Origin of the sequence: Pseudomonas sp. NPDC086278 (assembly GCF_050280905.1) — a bacterium.
Taxonomy (GTDB): Bacteria; Pseudomonadota; Gammaproteobacteria; order Pseudomonadales; family Pseudomonadaceae; genus Aquipseudomonas.
The window spans coordinates 60,913-77,281 of record NZ_JBNNWE010000018.1; the positions used below are offsets into that span (position 1 = coordinate 60,913).

Genomic DNA, 16,369 nt, shown 5'->3' on the forward strand with positions numbered 1-16,369 from the left:
CCGCGGATCCGGGTACAGCCCCAATCACCTGTGGGGGCGAGGCTGCTCGCGAAGAAGTCGACACCATTTTCGAGACACACAAGAGAGGATTCGATGACTTACACCGCTGCCAAAAACCGTTATGACGCCATCCCTTATCGCCGCGTAGGCCGCAGCGGGTTGGTCTTGCCGGCCCTCTCGCTGGGCCTGTGGCACAACTTCGGTGACAGCACCCCCATCGACACCCAGCGCTCGCTATTGCGCACGGCGTTCGACCTGGGCATCAACCACTTCGACCTGGCCAACAACTACGGTCCGCCGTACGGCAGCGCCGAGATCAACTTCGGTCGTTTGCTGCGCGAAGATTTCAAGCAGTACCGCGATGAGCTGATCATCTCCAGCAAGGCCGGTTGGGACATGTGGCCGGGTCCTTACGGGCAGGGCGGCGGTTCGCGCAAATACGTGCTGGCCAGTCTCGACCAGAGCCTGCAGCGCCTGGGCCTGGACTACGTGGATATCTTCTATTCGCACCGCTTCGACCCGGACACACCGCTGGAAGAAACCGCCAGCGCACTGGCGACGGCGGTGCAGCAGGGCAAGGCGCTGTACATCGGCATCTCGTCCTATTCCGGGGTAAAAACCCGCGAAATGGCCGCGCTGTTGAAGGAGTGGAAAGTGCCGTTGCTGATTCATCAGCCGGCGTACAACCTGCTCAATCGCTGGGTGGAAAAGGACCTGCTGGATGTGACCGACGAACTCGGCACCGGCGTGATTGCGTTCACGCCGTTGGCGCAGGGCCTGCTGACCGACAAATACCTCAACGGCATTCCGAAGGACGCGCGGGTCAATCGTCCGGGTGGCGGTTCGTTGCTGTCCTCGCACCTGTCCGAAGCCAACATTGCCCACGTGCGCGCGCTCAACGAAATCGCCCAGCGTCGCGGTCAGAGCCTCGCGCAACTGGCGTTGGCCTGGACCCTGCGCGATCCTCGCGTGACTTCCGCACTGATCGGCGCGAGCCGGCCGGAGCAAATCATCGAGAACGTTGGCGCGTTGAAGAATCTGAAATTCAGCGCGGAAGAACTGGCGGAGATCGACCGGTTTGCCCAGGAGGGCGGGATCAATCTTTGGGAGCGGCCTTCGACGGCTGAGTAAGTGTTAGGGCGCCGGATTATCCGGCGCCTGTTGGATCGCCTTCGCGAGCAAGCCCGCTCCCACAGGTTTTGCATCAATACAGATCCAATGTGGGAGATTGGCCGGCTTGTCCAGGAAGGGGGATCAATCTTTGGGAGCGGCCTTCGATGGCTGAGTAAGTGTCAGGGCGCCGGATTATCCGGCGCCGGTTGGATCGCCTTCGCGAGCAAGCCCGCTCCCACAGTTGAGATGCGTTCCACTGTGGGAGCGAGCTTGCTCGCGAAGGCGCCATCAGCGTCAGTAAAAAACTCGGATGTTCACCGAAAAAACGGCACGTCCCCCAATACCGTCGCCCGTTGCATCACCCGCCGCGCCGGACGGTAATCATCCACCGCGTAATGCTGGGTCACGCGGTTATCCCAGAACGCCACGTCATCTTGCTGCCAGCGCCAGCGAATGGTGAATTCCGGCCGCGTCGCATGGGCAAACAAGAACTTCAGAATCGCCTCGCTCTCGGTCTCCGACAGTTCATTGATCTTCGACGTGAAGCCTTCATTGACGAACAGCGACCGACGCCCGCTCACCGGGTGCGTGCGAATCACCGGGTGCGACAACGGTGGATTCTTGCGCCGCGCCTCTTCCCACTGGGCCAGTGCCTCTGGCGTGTTGCCGTAACGTTCCAGCGGAAACGAACGGGTGAAGTCGTGCGTGGCGGTCAGCCCTTCCAGCAAACCTTTCATCGCCACCGACAGCGCTTCATACGCGGCAATCCCGCTGGCCCACAACGTGTCGCCACCAAACGGCGGCAGCAACTTGGCGCTGAGCACCGCGCCCATCGCCGGGGTCGGCAGGAAGGTCACGTCGGTGTGCCAGATCGCGTTGTCACGCACGTCGGTGACGGCCGTGTCGAGGATCAGCACTTCCGGCTGTTCCGGCACGTTCGGGTAGATCGGGTGAATGTGCAGGTCACCGAAATTCGCGGCGAAACGCGCCTGCTGTTGCGGGGTGATCGGCTGGTTGCGGAAGAACAGCACCTGGTGCTTGAGCAATGCGTGTTCGATGGCGTCGCGTTGTTCCGTGGTCAGCGGCTGGCTGACGTCGACGCCGCTGATTTGTGCGCCGAGAGCCGAGCTTAAAGGGACGATATTCAAGGTGCTCATGGTCTTTCTCATCAAATTCGGGTGTCGAGCTTTTGTGGGAGCGGGCTTGCTCGCGAAAGCGGTGTGTCAGGCAACACAACTGCGGCTGATACACCGCCTTCGCGAGCAAGCCCGCTCACACATTAGTAATCAATGGGCCTGGCCGTGCCACGGCACCAGTTTGCGTTGCAGGGCGCGCAGGCCCATTTCCATGGCGAAGGCAATCAGCGCGATCACCAGAATCCCCAGCACCACCACATCGGTGACCAGGAACTGCGCGGCCGACTGCACCATGAAGCCCAAGCCGCTGGTGGCGGCGATCAGTTCGGCGGCGACCAGCGTCGACCAACCCACGCCCAGGCCGATGCGCACGCCGGTCAAGATGTCCGGCAATGCGCTCGGCAAAATCACATGCCGGATCAACTGCGCCCGGGTCGCGCCCAACGACTGCGCGGCGCGCAACTTGGCCGGGTCGACGGTGCGCACGCCGGTGGCGGTGGCGATGGCAATCGGGGCAAAAATCGCCAGGTAAATCAGCAGGACTTTCGACAGCTCGCCGATGCCGCACCAGATCACGATCAACGGCAGATAAGCCAGCGGTGGAATGGGGCGGTAGAACTCGATCAACGGGTCGAGAATGCCGCGCGCGATGCGGTTGTGACCGATGGCAATGCCGACCGGCACGGCGGTGAGTACGGCGAAGAACAGGCCCAGGCCGATACGGCTGAGGCTCGCGCCCAAGTGCTGCCACAACGTCGAATCCATGTAGCCCGTGGTCGCCAGCAGCCAGCCTTTTTGCAGCACGGCGGACGGTGGCGGCAGGAACAGCGGTTCGATCATCCCGGTGGCCGTGACAGCCCACCAAAGGGCAATCAGCGCGACCAGCGTCAATAGGCTGATCCAGCGCGTGCTCAAACTGCGGCGCAGAGGAATAACCGTCGAACCCGGTTTCGCCGCAACGGCCGGAATTTCATAGCTGCTCATGCGCGCTCCTGCCGCGTGGCGGCGCTGCGTTGGGAGAACACCTTGGCGAGTACGTGTTCGCGGGTTTCGATAAAGCGTGGGTCGGATTTGATTGCCCGAGCGGATTCACCGGCCGCGTAACGCTGGCCGAAATCCAGGCTCAGGCGTTCGACGATTTGCCCCGGATTCGGCGCCAACAAGATCAGATCGGTGGCGAGGAACACGGCTTCTTCAATGTCGTGGGTAATCAGAAACACCGGTTTGGCGGTGCGTTGCCAGACTTGCAGCAGAAGTTCCTGCATCTGTTCGCGGGTGAACGCATCGAGGGCGCCGAAGGGTTCGTCCATCAGCAACACGCGTGGGTCGGCGGCGAGTGCGCGAGCGAGTCCGACACGTTGCTTCTGGCCGCCGGAGAGCTGCCAGATGCGACGGTTTTCGAAACCGGAGAGGTCCACCAGCGCGAGCATCTCCCGCGCGCGGATTTCGCGTTTTTCTTTCGAAACGCCCGCCAGTTGGAGACCGAAACCGACGTTGGCCAACACGTCCTGCCAGGGCAGCAGCGCGTCGTCCTGGAACACCACGCCACGTTCGGCGCTCGGGCCTTTGACCGGCACGCCGTCGAGGGTGATGCGCCCGGCACTCGGCTCGACGAAACCGGCAATCAGGTTCAACAGCGAAGTCTTGCCACTGCCGGACGGGCCGAGGGCGACCAGCAATTGCCGGGGCCCCAGGCTCAGGGAAATATCCGCCAGTACCGGTTCCGGGCTGCCGGGGTACTGTGCGCTGATGCGCTCCAGCTGTAGCAAAGCCATCGCGGTCGACTCCCGATCAGTTGGTGATGAACTTGGCGCTGACGTACGGCGCGTAGTCCGGCAGCACGGCTTCGACCTTGCCCTGTTCTTTCAGGAACACCGCGGTGTCGGTAATGGCCTTGGTGGTCGGCGCGCCGAGGGTAATCACTTGATCAGCCGCCAGCGGGTAGACGTTGCCTTGCAGCAGCAATGGGATGTCGGAGGCCTTGGCGCCGGACAGCTTCACCAGTTTGTCGATGTTGGATTGATTGGCGAGCCAGGCTTTCGGGTCTTTGCGGTAGTCGGCGTAGGCGTCGAGGGTCACTTTGGCGAACGCGGTGACGATTTCCGGGTGCTTCTCGGCGAAGTCTTTACGCACGATCCAGGCGTCGAAGGTTGGCGCGCCGAACTTGGCCAGTTCGCCGGAGGTGATCAGCACTTTGCCGTTTTCCTTGGCAACGCCGAGGGCTGGATCCCAGACGTAAGTGGCGTCGATGTCGCCGCGTTTCCAGGCTGCAACAATCGCCGGTGGCGCGAGGTTGAGGATGGTGACTTTCGACGGGTCGATGTTCCAGTGTTTCAGCGCGGCCAGCAGGCTGTAGTGGCCAGTGGAAACGAATGGCACGGCGATTTTCTTGCCGATCAGGTCCTGCGGCGTCTTGATTCCGGAACCGTCGCGGGCGACCAAGGCTTCGGCGGCGCCGATCTGGGTGGCGATGAGGAAGGTTTCGACCGGGACTTTACGGGTGATGGCGGCGGTCAGAGGGCTGGAACCGAGGTAGCCGATCTGCACGTCGCCGGAGGCGATGGCAGCGATGATGTCGGCACCGTTGTCGAATTTGCGCCAGTCGATCTTGGCATTGGTGGCTTTTTCGTAGGCGCCGTCGGCCTGGGCGACTTTGGCCGGGTCCACGGTGGTCTGGTAGGCGACGGTGACGTCGGCTGCCTGGGCAAAGAAACTCGCCGCAGCCAGTGATGCGGCCGCCAAGAGGCGAAGAGGGAAATGCAGTTTCATTGGGAAGCTCCTTGTCAGGCGACCGAGAGTCGGCGTCAAAGGAGACTAAATGATCTAAGAATCCGAAAATAAATAACTTTTTCGAATGAGCTTATGAGCGGAAAATTCTAAGCCGCGAGCATCTGCGATCCCTGTGGGAGCGGGCTTGCTCGCGAATGCAGTGTGTCAGGCAACATTACTGCGACTGACACGCCGCTTTCGCGAGCAAGCCCGCTCCCACAGGGGATCTGTGTTTGAAGGTTAGTTACTGATCGCCAGAATGCTGGCCTGGTACGACCCGACAAACACATCGAAATCGCCGACTTCGTTCTGCTCCAGTTCCGACTGCGCCGCCAGTGACGAACGCGCCTGTTCTTCAAACTTCGCCTGGTCTTGCGCACTCAGCGGCTCGCTGCGGAAATATTCCGCGTGCACCCGGCTCTGACGCAGGGAGAACTGGGCAAAGCTTTCCTTGTGCTCGGCCATTGCCGCCAGCACCTGTGCCGATGGAGTCCGGGACGAATCCTTGACCTTCTCCAGCTGCGCATCCAGCGCCTTGCTGTGAGCATCGCCGCCATGGCTCTGATCCAGCAATGCCGCCAGCGGAGCGATCTTCTCCAGCAACTCGCTGGCCCATTCTTTCAGCTCGACCGGTTGGCCGTCGCGCCGCAGTTGCAAGCCCGGACGGCGACCTTCCTTGACCACGCTGAGGAAGTTCGCGGTGGCATTGTTGCAAGTGTTGTCGGCGAGCAACGGGCTGTCGTTCAGCGCGCAATACAGCAGGAACGCGTCGAGGAACCGCGACTCTTGCAAGTCGATGCCCATCGGCAGGAACGGGTTGATGTCCAGGCAGCGCACTTCGACGTACTGAATGCCACGGGCCATCAGCGCCTGAATCGGCCGCTCGCCGGTGTAGGTCACGCGTTTCGGGCGGATGTTGGAGTAGTACTCGTTTTCGATCTGCAGGATGTTGGTGTTGAGCTGAACCCACTCACCGTCCTTGTGCGTGCCGACCTCGACGTACGGCGCATACGGCGTGGCGACCGCTTTGCGCAAGCTGTCGGTGTAGCTCGACAGGTCGTTGTAGCACGGGGTCAATCCGGCCTGGGCGTTGCTTTGGTAACCCAGATCGCTCATGCGCAGGCTGGTGGCGTACGGCAGGTACAGAGTGTCCGGGTCCAGTTGCTCCAACTGGTGCGAGCGACCGCGCAGGAAACCGGCGTCCAGCGCCGGGGAGGCACCGAACAGGTACATCAGCAACCAGCTGTAGCGACGGAAATTACGGATCAGCGCGATGTAGGCCGAGGACTGATAGTCGCGGTCGGTGCCGACAAAACCTTCGGACTCTTTCAGCAGCGGCCAGAGCTTTTCCGGCAGGGAAAAGTTGTAGTGGATCCCGGCGATGCACTGCATGGTCTTGCCATAACGCAGGGCCAGGCCCTTGCGGTAGACGTACTTGAGCTGACCGATGTTGGACGTGCCGTAATAGGCAATCGGAATGTCTTCCTCGGCCGGCAATGGGCACGGCATCGATGGACTCCACAGAAACTCGTTACCGAGCTTGCTGTAGGCAAACCGGTGGATCTTGTCCAGGCTCGCCAGCGTATCGGCCGGGTCTGGCAGGGCCGGGGTGATGAATTCCAGCAGCGACTCGGAATAGTCGGTGGTGATTTGTTCATTGGTCAGCGCGGAACCCAACTCTTCCGGGTGCGGCGTTTGCGCCAGGCGACCTTCGCCGGTCACGCGCAGGCATTCACGTTCGATGCCGTGAAGGCACTGTTCGAGCAGAGAGAGGTTAGCGCGCTCGCCGAGCAGAGCCAGGCGGCGGTTGAGAAGTTCGCTCAATTTAGATTCCTTCACGCGTCAGTCGCCCCAATATGGGGGTGGGCAGGACGGTCTACAAGGGTGAAGTTAAAACTGGCGTTATCGCCTGGTTTTTGAGCAGCACAGACCTCATGCCAGCCGGTAAGAATTGCGCAATCCCTGTGAGAGCGACCTGTGGCGAGGGGGCTTGCCCCCGTTGGGCTGCGAAGCGGCCCCAAAATCTCTGCTGTTCCAAGATCTTGTGAGTGCTCCGCACTCAAACGGGGGCAAGCCCCCTCGCCACACCGAAGAAAAGTTCGACGCCGCAGTCTCAGCGCCGAAATTAACTCAAATCGATGTTGGGTAGCTACAGGACAGCGAACGTGCCCTGTGCTTTTGCGACCAGTTTGTCGCCCTGCATCACGTCGGCTTCGACCACCAGCGTGCGGCGGCCCGGGTGAATCACCCGCGCCGTGCACATCACCTCGCCGTCAGACACCGCGCGGATGTAGTTGATCTTGCATTCGATGGTCGCACTCTGCTGGTCAAAGCCGTGGGTACTGGAACAGGCCAGCCCCATCGCAATGTCCACCAGACTGAACAAGGCCCCGCCGTGCAGCTTGCCGCCGCGATTGCGCAGTTCTGGCTCAAGCGCCAGGGCGACTTGCGCCACCCCGGTTTCGAGACTGTGCAAGCGGCACCCCAGCAACTTGAAAAAAGCGCTTTCGGTCAGCCCGGCAGGGAGTTCCATCAGCGTTTCTTCAACTGCTTGGCGTTGGCGAACAGCGACGCCATGGCGTTGTTGGTCGGGGCGGGCGCGGTGGTTTCCTTGCGGGGTGCCGTGTTCTGCGACTGGCGTGGCGCCGACCCCGGACGCGCGCCACGGGCACCGTCGATTTTCTCGCCCGGAGTGTCGCTCATGCGCATCGACAGGCCGACGCGTTTGCGTGGAATGTCGATTTCCATGACTTTCACTTTCACCACGTCACCGGCCTTCACCGCTTCGCGTGGATCCTTGATGAACTTCTCCGAAAGCGCAGAGATGTGCACCAAACCGTCCTGATGCACGCCGATGTCGACGAACGCGCCGAAGTTGGTCACGTTGGTTACTACGCCTTCAAGAATCATCCCCAGTTGCAAGTCCTTGAGGTCTTCGACGCCTTCCTGGAACTCGGCGGTCTTGAACTCGGGACGCGGATCGCGACCGGGTTTTTCCAGCTCTTGCAGGATGTCGGTGACGGTTGGCAGACCGAAGGTTTCGTCGGTGTACTTCTTCGGATCGAGGCGCTTGAGGAAACTCGCGTCGCCGATCAGCGAACGAATGTCGCGGTCGGTTTCAGCGGCGATGCGCTGCACCAGCGGATAGGCTTCCGGGTGAACGGCCGACGAATCCAGAGGGTTGTCGCCATTCATCACCCGCAGGAAACCCGCGGCCTGTTCGAAGGTTTTTTCGCCCAGACGTGCGACTTTCTTCAGCGCTGCACGGGTTTTGAACGCGCCATGCTCGTCACGGTGGCTGACGATGTTCTGTGCCAGGGTGGCGTTGAGGCCGGAGATGCGGGCCAGCAGCGCCACGGAAGCGGTGTTGACGTCCACGCCCACGGCGTTCACGCAGTCTTCGACCACTGCGTCCAGGCCGCGCGCCAGTTTCAGCTGCGACACGTCGTGCTGGTATTGACCGACGCCGATGGATTTCGGATCGATCTTCACCAATTCGGCCAGCGGGTCTTGCAGGCGGCGAGCGATGGACACCGCGCCACGGATCGACACGTCGAGGTCCGGGAATTCCTTGGAAGCCAATTCCGACGCCGAGTACACCGATGCCCCCGCCTCGGAGACCATGACCTTGGTCATCTTCATCGCGGGATATTTTTTGATCAGCTCGGCGGCGAGCTTGTCGGTTTCACGGCTGGCAGTGCCGTTGCCGATGGCGATCAAATCGACCGAATGCTTGGCGCACAGGGCGGCCAGGACCGCGAGGGTCTGGTCCCACTTGTTGTGCGGCACGTGCGGGTAAACCGTGGCGTGATCCAGCAATTTGCCAGTGGCATCGACCACGGCGACCTTGCAACCGGTGCGCAGGCCCGGGTCGAGACCCAGCGTGGCGCGCGGGCCGGCCGGGGCCGACAGCAGCAAGTCGTGCAGGTTGTGGGCGAACACGTTGATCGCTTCGGTTTCCGCGCCATCGCGCAGCTCGCCGAGCAAGTCGGTTTCCAGGTGAGTGTAAAGCTTGACCTTCCAGGTCCAGCGCACCACTTCGCCCAGCCATTTATCGGCGGCGCGGTTCTGGTTCTGGATGCCGAACTGCTGACCGATCATGCCTTCGCACGGGTGCAGGGTGCCCGGCAGCTCTTCGCCGACCTTCAGCGCCGAACTCAGGATGCCTTCGTTGCGGCCACGGAAAATCGCCAGCGCGCGGTGCGACGGCATGCTTTTCAGCGGTTCATCGTGTTCGAAATAGTCGCGGAACTTGGCGCCTTCCTCTTCCTTGCCGGCGATCACGCGGGCACTGAGGGTGGCTTCCTGCTTGAGATAGCTGCGCAGCTTGTCGAGCAGGCCGGCGTCTTCGGCAAAGCGTTCCATGAGGATGTACTTGGCGCCTTCAAGGGCTGCCTTCACATCGGCCACGCCTTTTTCGGCGTCGACGAAGCGTGCGGCTTCGGCATCTGGCGTCAGGGACGGGTCGTTGAACAGGCCGTCGGCCAATTCGCCGAGGCCGGCTTCCAGGGCGATCTGGCCCTTGGTGCGGCGCTTCTGCTTGTACGGCAAATACAAGTCTTCGAGGCGGGTCTTGGTGTCGGCGAGTTTGATGTCGCGCTCAAGTTGCGGGGTCAGCTTGCCTTGCTCTTGAATGCTGGCGAGGATGCTGATGCGCCGTTCGTCGAGTTCTCGCAGGTAACGCAGGCGCTCTTCCAGGTGCCGCAACTGGATGTCATCGAGGCTGCCGGTCACTTCTTTCCGGTAGCGGGCGATGAAGGGAACGGTAGAGCCTTCATCGAGTAGCGCGACGGCCGCTTCGACCTGTTGTGGGCGTACACCGAGTTCCTCGGCGATGCGGCTGTTGATGCTGTCCATAAAACCACCTGACAAATTGTGAAGCAGGCTCGCAGGCGCATAGATAAAGGCGCGGCGAGTCTGGTTGAGCGGCCTGGCGTGCGCCGCTACCTGAATCAACAGGCATCCCGTTGACCCGTGAAATCGAACAATTACTGCCGGCGCCATGAAATATGGAAAGCGGCGGCCGATAACAGTGATCAGACGTTGCCTGACACAAAACGCCGCGCATTATACCCAGCGTTCGGCCATTCGGGGCATCACAGGCTGCAGGTTCAACGGCCGCTGTGCTGGCGGTAAAGGAAAAATCTGCTAACAATGCACACGGTGCGTATAACGGCAGCTACGCCATAATGCGCGCCGAGATCAAAGGAGCATCTAATGAGCAGCACTGCAAACATTGCTGAAGGCGAAAAAATTCTTATTGTTGACGACGATCCAGGGCTGAGCAGCCTGCTGGAGCGCTTTTTCGTCAGCAAGGGCTACCGCGCCCGTGCCGTACCGAACACCGAGCAAATGGATCGCCTGCTGGCGCGTGAGGTGTTCAACCTGGTCGTTCTCGACCTGATGCTGCCCGGTGAAGACGGCCTGACCGCTTGCCGCCGCCTGCGCACCGCGAACAATCAGATCCCGATCATCATGCTGACCGCCAAGGGCGATGAGCTGAGCCGCATCAAGGGCCTAGAACTGGGCGCCGACGATTACCTGGCCAAGCCGTTCAACCCGGACGAGCTGATGGCTCGCGTCAAAGCGGTCCTGCGTCGTCAATCGACCCCTGTACCGGGCGCGCCGGGCAGTGAAGACGAAAGCGTGACCTTCGGTGACTACGAGCTGTCGCTGGCGACCCGCGAACTCAAGCGCGGCAATGAAGTGCACATGCTCACCACCGGTGAGTTTGCGGTGCTCAAGGCGCTGGTCATGAACGCGCGTCAGCCACTGACCCGCGACAAACTGATGAACCTGGCCCGTGGCCGTGAGTGGGATGCCCTGGAGCGTTCCATCGACGTTCAAATCTCGCGCCTGCGCCGGATGATCGAACCCGATCCTTCCAAACCGCGTTACATCCAGACTGTCTGGGGCGTGGGCTACGTGTTCGTTCCGGATGGCGCCGCCACCAAGTGATCGGCGATTTGTAGGAGCGGGTCTCGCGGATGAGGTTGTCCGCAGACTCGCGATCCGCAATATGCGAGCATCGCTCGCTCCTGCAAGTGTGTAGCGGTTATCCATGAAAACCCCTGTTTGGTTCCCCCAGAGTTTCTTCTCTCGCACCCTTTGGCTGGTGCTGATCGTCGTGCTGTTCTCCAAGGCGCTGACCCTTGTTTATCTGTTGATGAACGAAGACGTGCTGGTGGATCGTCAATACAGCCACGGCGTCGCCCTGACGTTACGCGCCTACTGGGCGGCCGATGAAAAAAATCGTGAGAAAATCGCCGATGCCGCGACCCTGATCCGGGTGGTCGGCGCCGGCGTACCGGAAGGCGAGCAGCACTGGCCTTACAGCGCGATCTATCAACGGCAGATGCGTGACGAGTTGGGCGCCGACACCGAAGTTCGATTACGCATGCACTCGCCCCCGGCGCTGTGGGTCCGGGCACCCAGCCTGGGCGACGGCTGGCTGAAAGTGCCGTTGTACCCGCACCCTTTGCGTGGCCAGAAAATCTGGAACGTGCTCGGCTGGTTCCTCGCCATCGGCTTGCTGTCCACTGCCTCGGCCTGGATTTTCGTCAGCCAGCTCAACCAGCCCCTGAAACGTCTGGTATTCGCCGCGCGGCAACTCGGGCAGGGCCGCAGCGTGCGCCTGCCGATCAGCGATACGCCCAGCGAAATGGCCGAGGTGTACCGCGCCTTCAACCAAATGGCCGAGGACGTCGAGCAGGCAGGACGCGAACGGGAACTGATGCTGGCGGGGGTCTCTCACGACTTGCGCACGCCGCTGACCCGTTTGCGGTTGTCGCTGGAGTTGATGGGCGATCACAGTGACCTGTCGGACGACATGGTCCGCGACATCGAAGACATGGACGCGATTCTCGACCAGTTCCTGGCGTTTATCCGCGACGGCCGCGATGAGTCGGTGGAAGAGGTCGACCTGAGCGACCTGGTTCGCGAAGTGGCGGCGCCGTATAACCAGAACGAAGAAACAGTGCGGTTGCGTCTGGAACCGATCCCGCCATTTCCGTTGCGCCGGGTATCGATGAAGCGCCTGCTGAACAATTTGATCGGCAACGCCTTGCATCATGCGGGGAGCGGCGTTGAAGTGGCGGCTTACGTATCGGGTGATACCAGTGCGCCATATGTGGTGCTGAGCGTGATGGACCGTGGGGCGGGGATTGATCCTTCGGAGCTGGAGGCCATTTTCAATCCGTTTACCCGTGGTGATCGTGCCCGGGGCGGGAAGGGCACGGGCCTGGGCCTGGCGATCGTGAAGCGGATTGCTTCGATGCATGGCGGGAATGTGGAGTTGCGTAACCGGTCGGGTGGTGGGCTTGAGGCACGCGTGCGGTTGCCGCTGGGTTTGATGCTGCCGCGGGATGCGGTTTAAGAACTGGCATTTTTGCTGGGGCTGCTGGCCTCTTCGCGAGCAAGCCCGCTCCCACATTGGAATGCGTTTCCCTGTGGGCTTGCTCGCGAAGGCGGCTTTCCAGCCACCATAAACTCAAGCGGTCAGCCCTTGCCTTTGGTCCGCGTCATATTCGGCCCGCCATTTTTCTCAAGATGCTCAATGATGATCCCTGCCACGTTCTTCCCGGTGGTGGTCTCTATCCCTTCCAGACCCGGTGACGAGTTCACTTCCATCACCAGCGGCCCGTGATTGGAGCGCAGGATATCCACACCCGCCACCGCCAGACCCATCACCTTCGCCGCGCGTAATGCAGTCATGCGTTCTTCCGGCGTGATCTTGATCAGGCTGGCGCTGCCACCGCGATGCAGGTTGGAGCGAAACTCTCCAGGCTTGGCCTGACGCTTCATCGCCGCAATCACCTTGTCGCCAACCACGAAGCAGCGAATGTCCGCGCCGCCGGCTTCCTTTATGTATTCCTGAACCATGATGTTCTGCTTCAGGCCCATGAAGGCCTCGATCACCGACTCCGCCGCTGTCGCGGTTTCGCACAGCACCACGCCAATGCCTTGAGTGCCTTCGAGCACTTTGATCACCAGCGGTGCGCCGTTGACCATGTCGATCAAATCGGGAATGTCATCCGGGGAGTGCGCAAACCCGGTCACCGGCAAGCCGATTCCGCGACGCGACAACAGTTGCAACGAACGCAATTTGTCTCGCGAACGGGCAATGGCCACCGATTCGTTGAGCGGAAAAACCCCCATCATTTCGAACTGACGCAACACCGCGCAGCCATAAAACGTAACCGACGCACCGATCCTCGGGATCACCGCGTCGAAACCCTCCAGCGGCTTGCCGCGGTAGTGGATCTGCGGTTTGTGGCTGGCAATGTTCATGTAGGCGCGCAGGGTGTCGATCACCACCATTTCATGGCCACGCTCGGTGCCGGCTTCGACCAGACGACGAGTGGAATACAGACGCGGATTCCGCGACAGCACAGCGATCTTCATGCAACACCTGTGGAGGAGGTAGATACCGGGAACACCGGCTTGTCTTGTACATATTTGATGCCCGGATTGACCACCAGTTGGCCGTCGATCAAGGCTTTGGAGCCGAGTAGCAGGCGATAGCGCATGGACTTGCGGCAGGCGAGGGTGAACTCGACCCGCCAGACCCGATCACCGAGGGCCAGAGTGGTGCTGACCACGTAGCGCATCTGCGCGTGTCCGTTGGAGCTTTTAATGGTTTTCATCGTCACCAGCGGCGCTTCGCAGCGCCGGTGGCGCAGTTGCACCACCGTGCCCAGGTGCGCGGTAAAGCGCACCCACTTCTCGCCATCGCGCTCGAACGGCTCGATGTCGGTGGCGTGCAGGCTGGAGGTACTGGCACCGGTGTCGATTTTTGCTCGCAGGCCGGCAACTCCCAAATCCGGGAGCGCCACCCACTCGCGCAGACCGACAACGGTCAAATGGTCAAATGTCTTCAATAGGTAAACCGGCGATTATCGCGTCCAGGCCTCAGGCGTGACCTGGGCCAACGCTTTGAATGCAGGTCTGGCGAACCAGTCACCCTGCATCAGAAATATTCCACAGTCCGCCAGGCAATCCCGCTCTCCGGCGCCGTCGATCCCTTCGGCAATGACTGTAACGTTCAACTCCGCAAGGCGGTCTCGAAGCCGAATTCGCGGTATTCACGCAGAATATTGGCCAAATGGCGATAGTTATCTACGTGCTCGCTTTCCAGTGTTTCGAAAATCAGCCTGTCGAGCCGCAAACCCTGTCCTTTCGCTGCCTCAAGCGTGCTGCGAGCACAACTGCTGCGGACGTTACACAGCATTGGGCATCACGTTGATCGACAAGTGTGTCTGCATATTTAGATTCCCCGGCCCGGTCGACATTATATCCGGACCATCGGGTTCTTGCGCCCGACAGAAACGGTAGTACAGTTCCGACTATTGGCTCAAAGAGGAATTCCAGTGGCACAAAAAAAGGAAGAGGACGACAAGGTCCGTCTCGATAAGTGGTTGTGGGCTGCGCGTTTCTACAAAACACGTGCCTTGGCGAAGACGGCGATCGAAAGCGGCAAGGTGCATTGCCGGGGCGAACGCTGCAAGCCGGGCAAGGAACCGCGGGTCGGTGACGAGTTTCAGATTCGCGTCGGGTTCGAGGAAAAGACTGTGGTAGTCCAGGCGCTGTCAATCGTGCGCCGTGGCGCCCCGGAGGCGCAGGCGTTGTATGCGGAGACCGACGCGAGCATCGCCAAGCGTGAAGCGGCCGCGGCGATGCGTAAGGCTGGCTCGCTGGGCGTGAGCACCGACGGCAAACCGAGCAAGAAGCAGCGGCGGGATTTGTTCAAGTTTCGCGGAAGCAGTAACGACGAGTGAGCTTGATGTTTTGCTGGGGGCTGGGCTGACGCTTTCGCGAGCAAGCCCGCTCCCACACGTATTGCGATGAGCTTGCTCGCAATCGAGCGCGCAGCACTCGCCAAGGCGCTTGGAACGAAACACGATTGTTCATAAAATGCCGCCCATGGCTGAACATTGCGTACCCGAACCGGTGCCGCAGCGCCGCGATTTCATGTTTGTCACCATTTCGTCATCACTTCAGATACCCAGACCTATGACCGATCTTCCAGATACCGACTTCACCCAACGCTTCATCTTCGATGACAGCGACACTCGCGGCGAGCTGGTTGCGTTGGAACGTAGCTATGCCGAAGTCCTCGCCAAACACCCGTACCCGGAGCCGGTTGCGCAACTGCTCGGCGAGTTGATGGCAGCCGCGTCATTGTTGGTCGGCACCTTGAAGTTCGATGGCTTGCTGATTCTTCAGGCCCGTTCCGACGGCCCGATCCCGCTGCTGATGATCGAATGCTCCAGCGAGCGCGAAATTCGTGGTCTGGCCCGTTACGAGGCCGATCAGATTGCTCCGGACGCCACCCTTGCCGATCTGATGCCCAACGGCGTGTTGGCATTGACCGTGGACCCGACTCAGGGCCAGCGTTACCAGGGCATCGTCGACCTCGACGGCGAAACCCTGTCCGAGTGCTTCACCAATTACTTCGTCATGTCGCAGCAAGTCGGCACGCGTTTCTGGCTGTACGCCGATGGCCGTCGCGCCCGTGGCCTGCTGTTGCAGCAATTGCCCGCCGATCGCTTGAAAGACGAAGAAGAACGCGCCGCCAGCTGGCAGCACATCACCGCCCTGGGCAGCACCCTGACTGCCGATGAATTGCTGAGCCTGGACAACGAAACCGTGCTTCATCGCCTCTACCACGAAGAGCAGGTTCGCCTGTTCGATGTGCAGAAACTGCGCTTCCGTTGCAGCTGCTCGCGCGAACGTTCTGCCAATGCACTGGTCAGTTTGGGTCTTGAAGATGCGCAGGATCTGGTCGTCGAACACGGTGGCAACATCGAGATCGACTGCCAGTTCTGCAACCAGCGCTACCTGTTCGATGCCGCCGATATCGCCCAATTATTCGCCGGAGCGGGTGTCGAGACGCCGTCAGATACCCGTCACTAAAACGGTTCAGCGCAGGTAAATTCACTGGTTAGTGCCGGAATAACGCCGTTACGACGGGAGGGCCCTACTCTTTTTGGGCGTTTCTGGCATAATCCGGCCCACTTTTTGTCGCGGTAGTAGTGCACGACTTTCTACTACAAAACGTTTGGAGCACACTCGGCCACTGGCCGACGGGGAATCTCATGACGCAAGCCAATAACGCCGTGTACACCGATCTGAGTGTCGATGATCTGGTAAAAGAAGCTCTGAATCGTGGTGAAGGCGAGCTTGCCGATACCGGCGCACTGGTTGTTCGCACTGGTCACCGCACCGGTCGCTCGCCGGTCGATCGTTTCATCGTTAGTGATTTTTGTGCTGCTGGGTTCGTTCGATTTCACGGCGCGCTGGCGTCCGTGGCTGTTGCCGGCGCTGGTGCTGGTCAGCTTCATTCCGGTCGA

At 60.8% G+C, this 16,369-nt stretch carries 15 protein-coding genes and 1 pseudogene; 6 read left to right on the forward strand and 10 right to left on the reverse strand.

The features are described from left to right. The first annotated feature begins 93 nt into the window (after positions 1-93). Positions 94-1,131 carry an L-glyceraldehyde 3-phosphate reductase gene (gene mgrA / locus ACQKP4_RS08230; protein ID WP_427632085.1) on the forward strand — a complete coding sequence of 346 codons (1,038 nt, stop codon included), beginning with the start codon at positions 94-96 and terminating at the stop codon, positions 1,129-1,131. Positions 1,132-1,427: 296 nt separating this feature from the next. Here the strand turns inward: mgrA and tauD are convergent, their stop codons facing one another. From tauD to ACQKP4_RS08265, 7 genes are all read right to left on the reverse strand, one after another. After that, positions 1,428-2,270 (reverse strand): taurine dioxygenase, encoded by an 843-nt coding sequence (gene tauD / locus ACQKP4_RS08235; protein ID WP_427632087.1) that lies wholly within the window; start codon positions 2,268-2,270, stop codon positions 1,428-1,430. A gap of 129 nt (positions 2,271-2,399) precedes the next feature. After that, entirely contained in the window at positions 2,400-3,233 is an 834-nt protein-coding gene (gene tauC / locus ACQKP4_RS08240; RefSeq protein ID WP_427632089.1) for a taurine ABC transporter permease TauC, read from the reverse strand. Further along, the gene (tauB, locus tag ACQKP4_RS08245) at positions 3,230-4,024 is read right to left on the reverse strand and encodes a taurine ABC transporter ATP-binding subunit (RefSeq protein WP_427632090.1); all 795 of its coding nucleotides are present in this window, start codon (positions 4,022-4,024) and stop codon (positions 3,230-3,232) included. Before tauB ends, tauC begins: the two co-directional genes overlap by 4 nt. 16 nt (positions 4,025-4,040) lie before the next feature. Next, positions 4,041-5,018 carry a taurine ABC transporter substrate-binding protein gene (tauA, locus tag ACQKP4_RS08250; RefSeq protein ID WP_427632092.1) on the reverse strand — a complete coding sequence of 326 codons (978 nt, stop codon included), beginning with the start codon at positions 5,016-5,018 and terminating at the stop codon, positions 4,041-4,043. A 240-nt stretch (positions 5,019-5,258) separates the two neighbouring features. After that, positions 5,259-6,842: a glutamate--cysteine ligase gene (gene gshA, locus ACQKP4_RS08255; protein ID WP_427632093.1), complete on the reverse strand. Its 1,584-nt coding sequence runs from the start codon at positions 6,840-6,842 to the stop codon at positions 5,259-5,261. 325 nt (positions 6,843-7,167) lie between these two features. Then, positions 7,168-7,551 carry a PaaI family thioesterase gene (locus ACQKP4_RS08260; protein WP_427632095.1) on the reverse strand — a complete coding sequence of 128 codons (384 nt, stop codon included), beginning with the start codon at positions 7,549-7,551 and terminating at the stop codon, positions 7,168-7,170. Continuing rightward, positions 7,551-9,875, reverse strand: coding sequence for a Tex family protein (locus tag ACQKP4_RS08265; protein WP_427632097.1), 2,325 nt, complete (start codon positions 9,873-9,875; stop codon positions 7,551-7,553). Before ACQKP4_RS08265 ends, ACQKP4_RS08260 begins: the two co-directional genes overlap by 1 nt. Before the next feature lie 360 nt (positions 9,876-10,235). Here ACQKP4_RS08265 and ompR point away from each other — a divergent pair, with 360 nt between their 5' ends. After that, on the forward strand, positions 10,236-10,976 hold the full coding sequence (ompR, locus tag ACQKP4_RS08270; protein WP_427632099.1) for a two-component system response regulator OmpR: 741 nt from the start codon (positions 10,236-10,238) through the stop codon (positions 10,974-10,976). A 103-nt stretch (positions 10,977-11,079) separates the two neighbouring features. After that, the gene (locus ACQKP4_RS08275; RefSeq protein ID WP_427632100.1) at positions 11,080-12,393 is read left to right on the forward strand and encodes an ATP-binding protein; all 1,314 of its coding nucleotides are present in this window, start codon (positions 11,080-11,082) and stop codon (positions 12,391-12,393) included. A gap of 122 nt (positions 12,394-12,515) precedes the next feature. On the opposite strand, the gene rimK is transcribed toward ACQKP4_RS08275, so the two are convergent. The 3 genes and pseudogenes from rimK to ACQKP4_RS08290 form a co-directional block, all read right to left on the reverse strand. After that, positions 12,516-13,421: a 30S ribosomal protein S6--L-glutamate ligase gene (rimK, locus tag ACQKP4_RS08280; RefSeq protein ID WP_007949201.1), complete on the reverse strand. Its 906-nt coding sequence runs from the start codon at positions 13,419-13,421 to the stop codon at positions 12,516-12,518. Further along, complete coding sequence (locus tag ACQKP4_RS08285; protein WP_427632110.1) at positions 13,418-13,879, reverse strand: ATP-dependent zinc protease family protein; 462 nt, start codon at positions 13,877-13,879, stop codon at positions 13,418-13,420. Before ACQKP4_RS08285 ends, rimK begins: the two co-directional genes overlap by 4 nt. A 33-nt stretch (positions 13,880-13,912) precedes the next feature. Beyond that, positions 13,913-14,299 (reverse strand): annotated as a pseudogene (locus tag ACQKP4_RS08290) (EAL domain-containing protein); the annotation flags it as partial. 87 nt (positions 14,300-14,386) lie between these two features. Here ACQKP4_RS08290 and ACQKP4_RS08295 point away from each other — a divergent pair. The 3 genes from ACQKP4_RS08295 to ACQKP4_RS08305 form a co-directional block, all read left to right on the forward strand. After that, positions 14,387-14,794, forward strand: coding sequence for an RNA-binding S4 domain-containing protein (locus ACQKP4_RS08295; protein ID WP_427632102.1), 408 nt, complete (start codon positions 14,387-14,389; stop codon positions 14,792-14,794). A 235-nt stretch (positions 14,795-15,029) separates the two neighbouring features. Then, the gene (gene hslO, locus ACQKP4_RS08300) at positions 15,030-15,932 is read left to right on the forward strand and encodes an Hsp33 family molecular chaperone HslO (RefSeq protein ID WP_427632104.1); all 903 of its coding nucleotides are present in this window, start codon (positions 15,030-15,032) and stop codon (positions 15,930-15,932) included. Between the two features lie 182 nt (positions 15,933-16,114). Further along, the coding region (locus ACQKP4_RS08305) for a phosphoenolpyruvate carboxykinase (ATP) (RefSeq protein WP_427632106.1) at positions 16,115-16,369 on the forward strand (255 nt) is incomplete at its 3' end.

What these genes read in the sequence shown, in the direction of transcription:
- mgrA (WP_427632085.1), top strand. Translation starts at nt 94, where the DNA reads ATGACTTACACCGCTGCCAAAAACCGTTATGACGCCATCCCTTATCGC.
- tauD (WP_427632087.1), bottom strand. Translation starts at nt 2,270, where the DNA reads ATGAGCACCTTGAATATCGTCCCTTTAAGCTCGGCTCTCGGCGCACAA.
- tauC (WP_427632089.1), bottom strand. Translation starts at nt 3,233, where the DNA reads ATGAGCAGCTATGAAATTCCGGCCGTTGCGGCGAAACCGGGTTCGACG.
- tauB (WP_427632090.1), bottom strand. Translation starts at nt 4,024, where the DNA reads ATGGCTTTGCTACAGCTGGAGCGCATCAGCGCACAGTACCCCGGCAGC.
- tauA (WP_427632092.1), bottom strand. Translation starts at nt 5,018, where the DNA reads ATGAAACTGCATTTCCCTCTTCGCCTCTTGGCGGCCGCATCACTGGCT.
- ACQKP4_RS08260 (WP_427632095.1), bottom strand. Translation starts at nt 7,551, where the DNA reads ATGGAACTCCCTGCCGGGCTGACCGAAAGCGCTTTTTTCAAGTTGCTG.
- ACQKP4_RS08265 (WP_427632097.1), bottom strand. Translation starts at nt 9,875, where the DNA reads ATGGACAGCATCAACAGCCGCATCGCCGAGGAACTCGGTGTACGCCCA.
- ompR (WP_427632099.1), top strand. Translation starts at nt 10,236, where the DNA reads ATGAGCAGCACTGCAAACATTGCTGAAGGCGAAAAAATTCTTATTGTT.
- ACQKP4_RS08275 (WP_427632100.1), top strand. Translation starts at nt 11,080, where the DNA reads ATGAAAACCCCTGTTTGGTTCCCCCAGAGTTTCTTCTCTCGCACCCTT.
- rimK (WP_007949201.1), bottom strand. Translation starts at nt 13,421, where the DNA reads ATGAAGATCGCTGTGCTGTCGCGGAATCCGCGTCTGTATTCCACTCGT.
- hslO (WP_427632104.1), top strand. Translation starts at nt 15,030, where the DNA reads ATGACCGATCTTCCAGATACCGACTTCACCCAACGCTTCATCTTCGAT.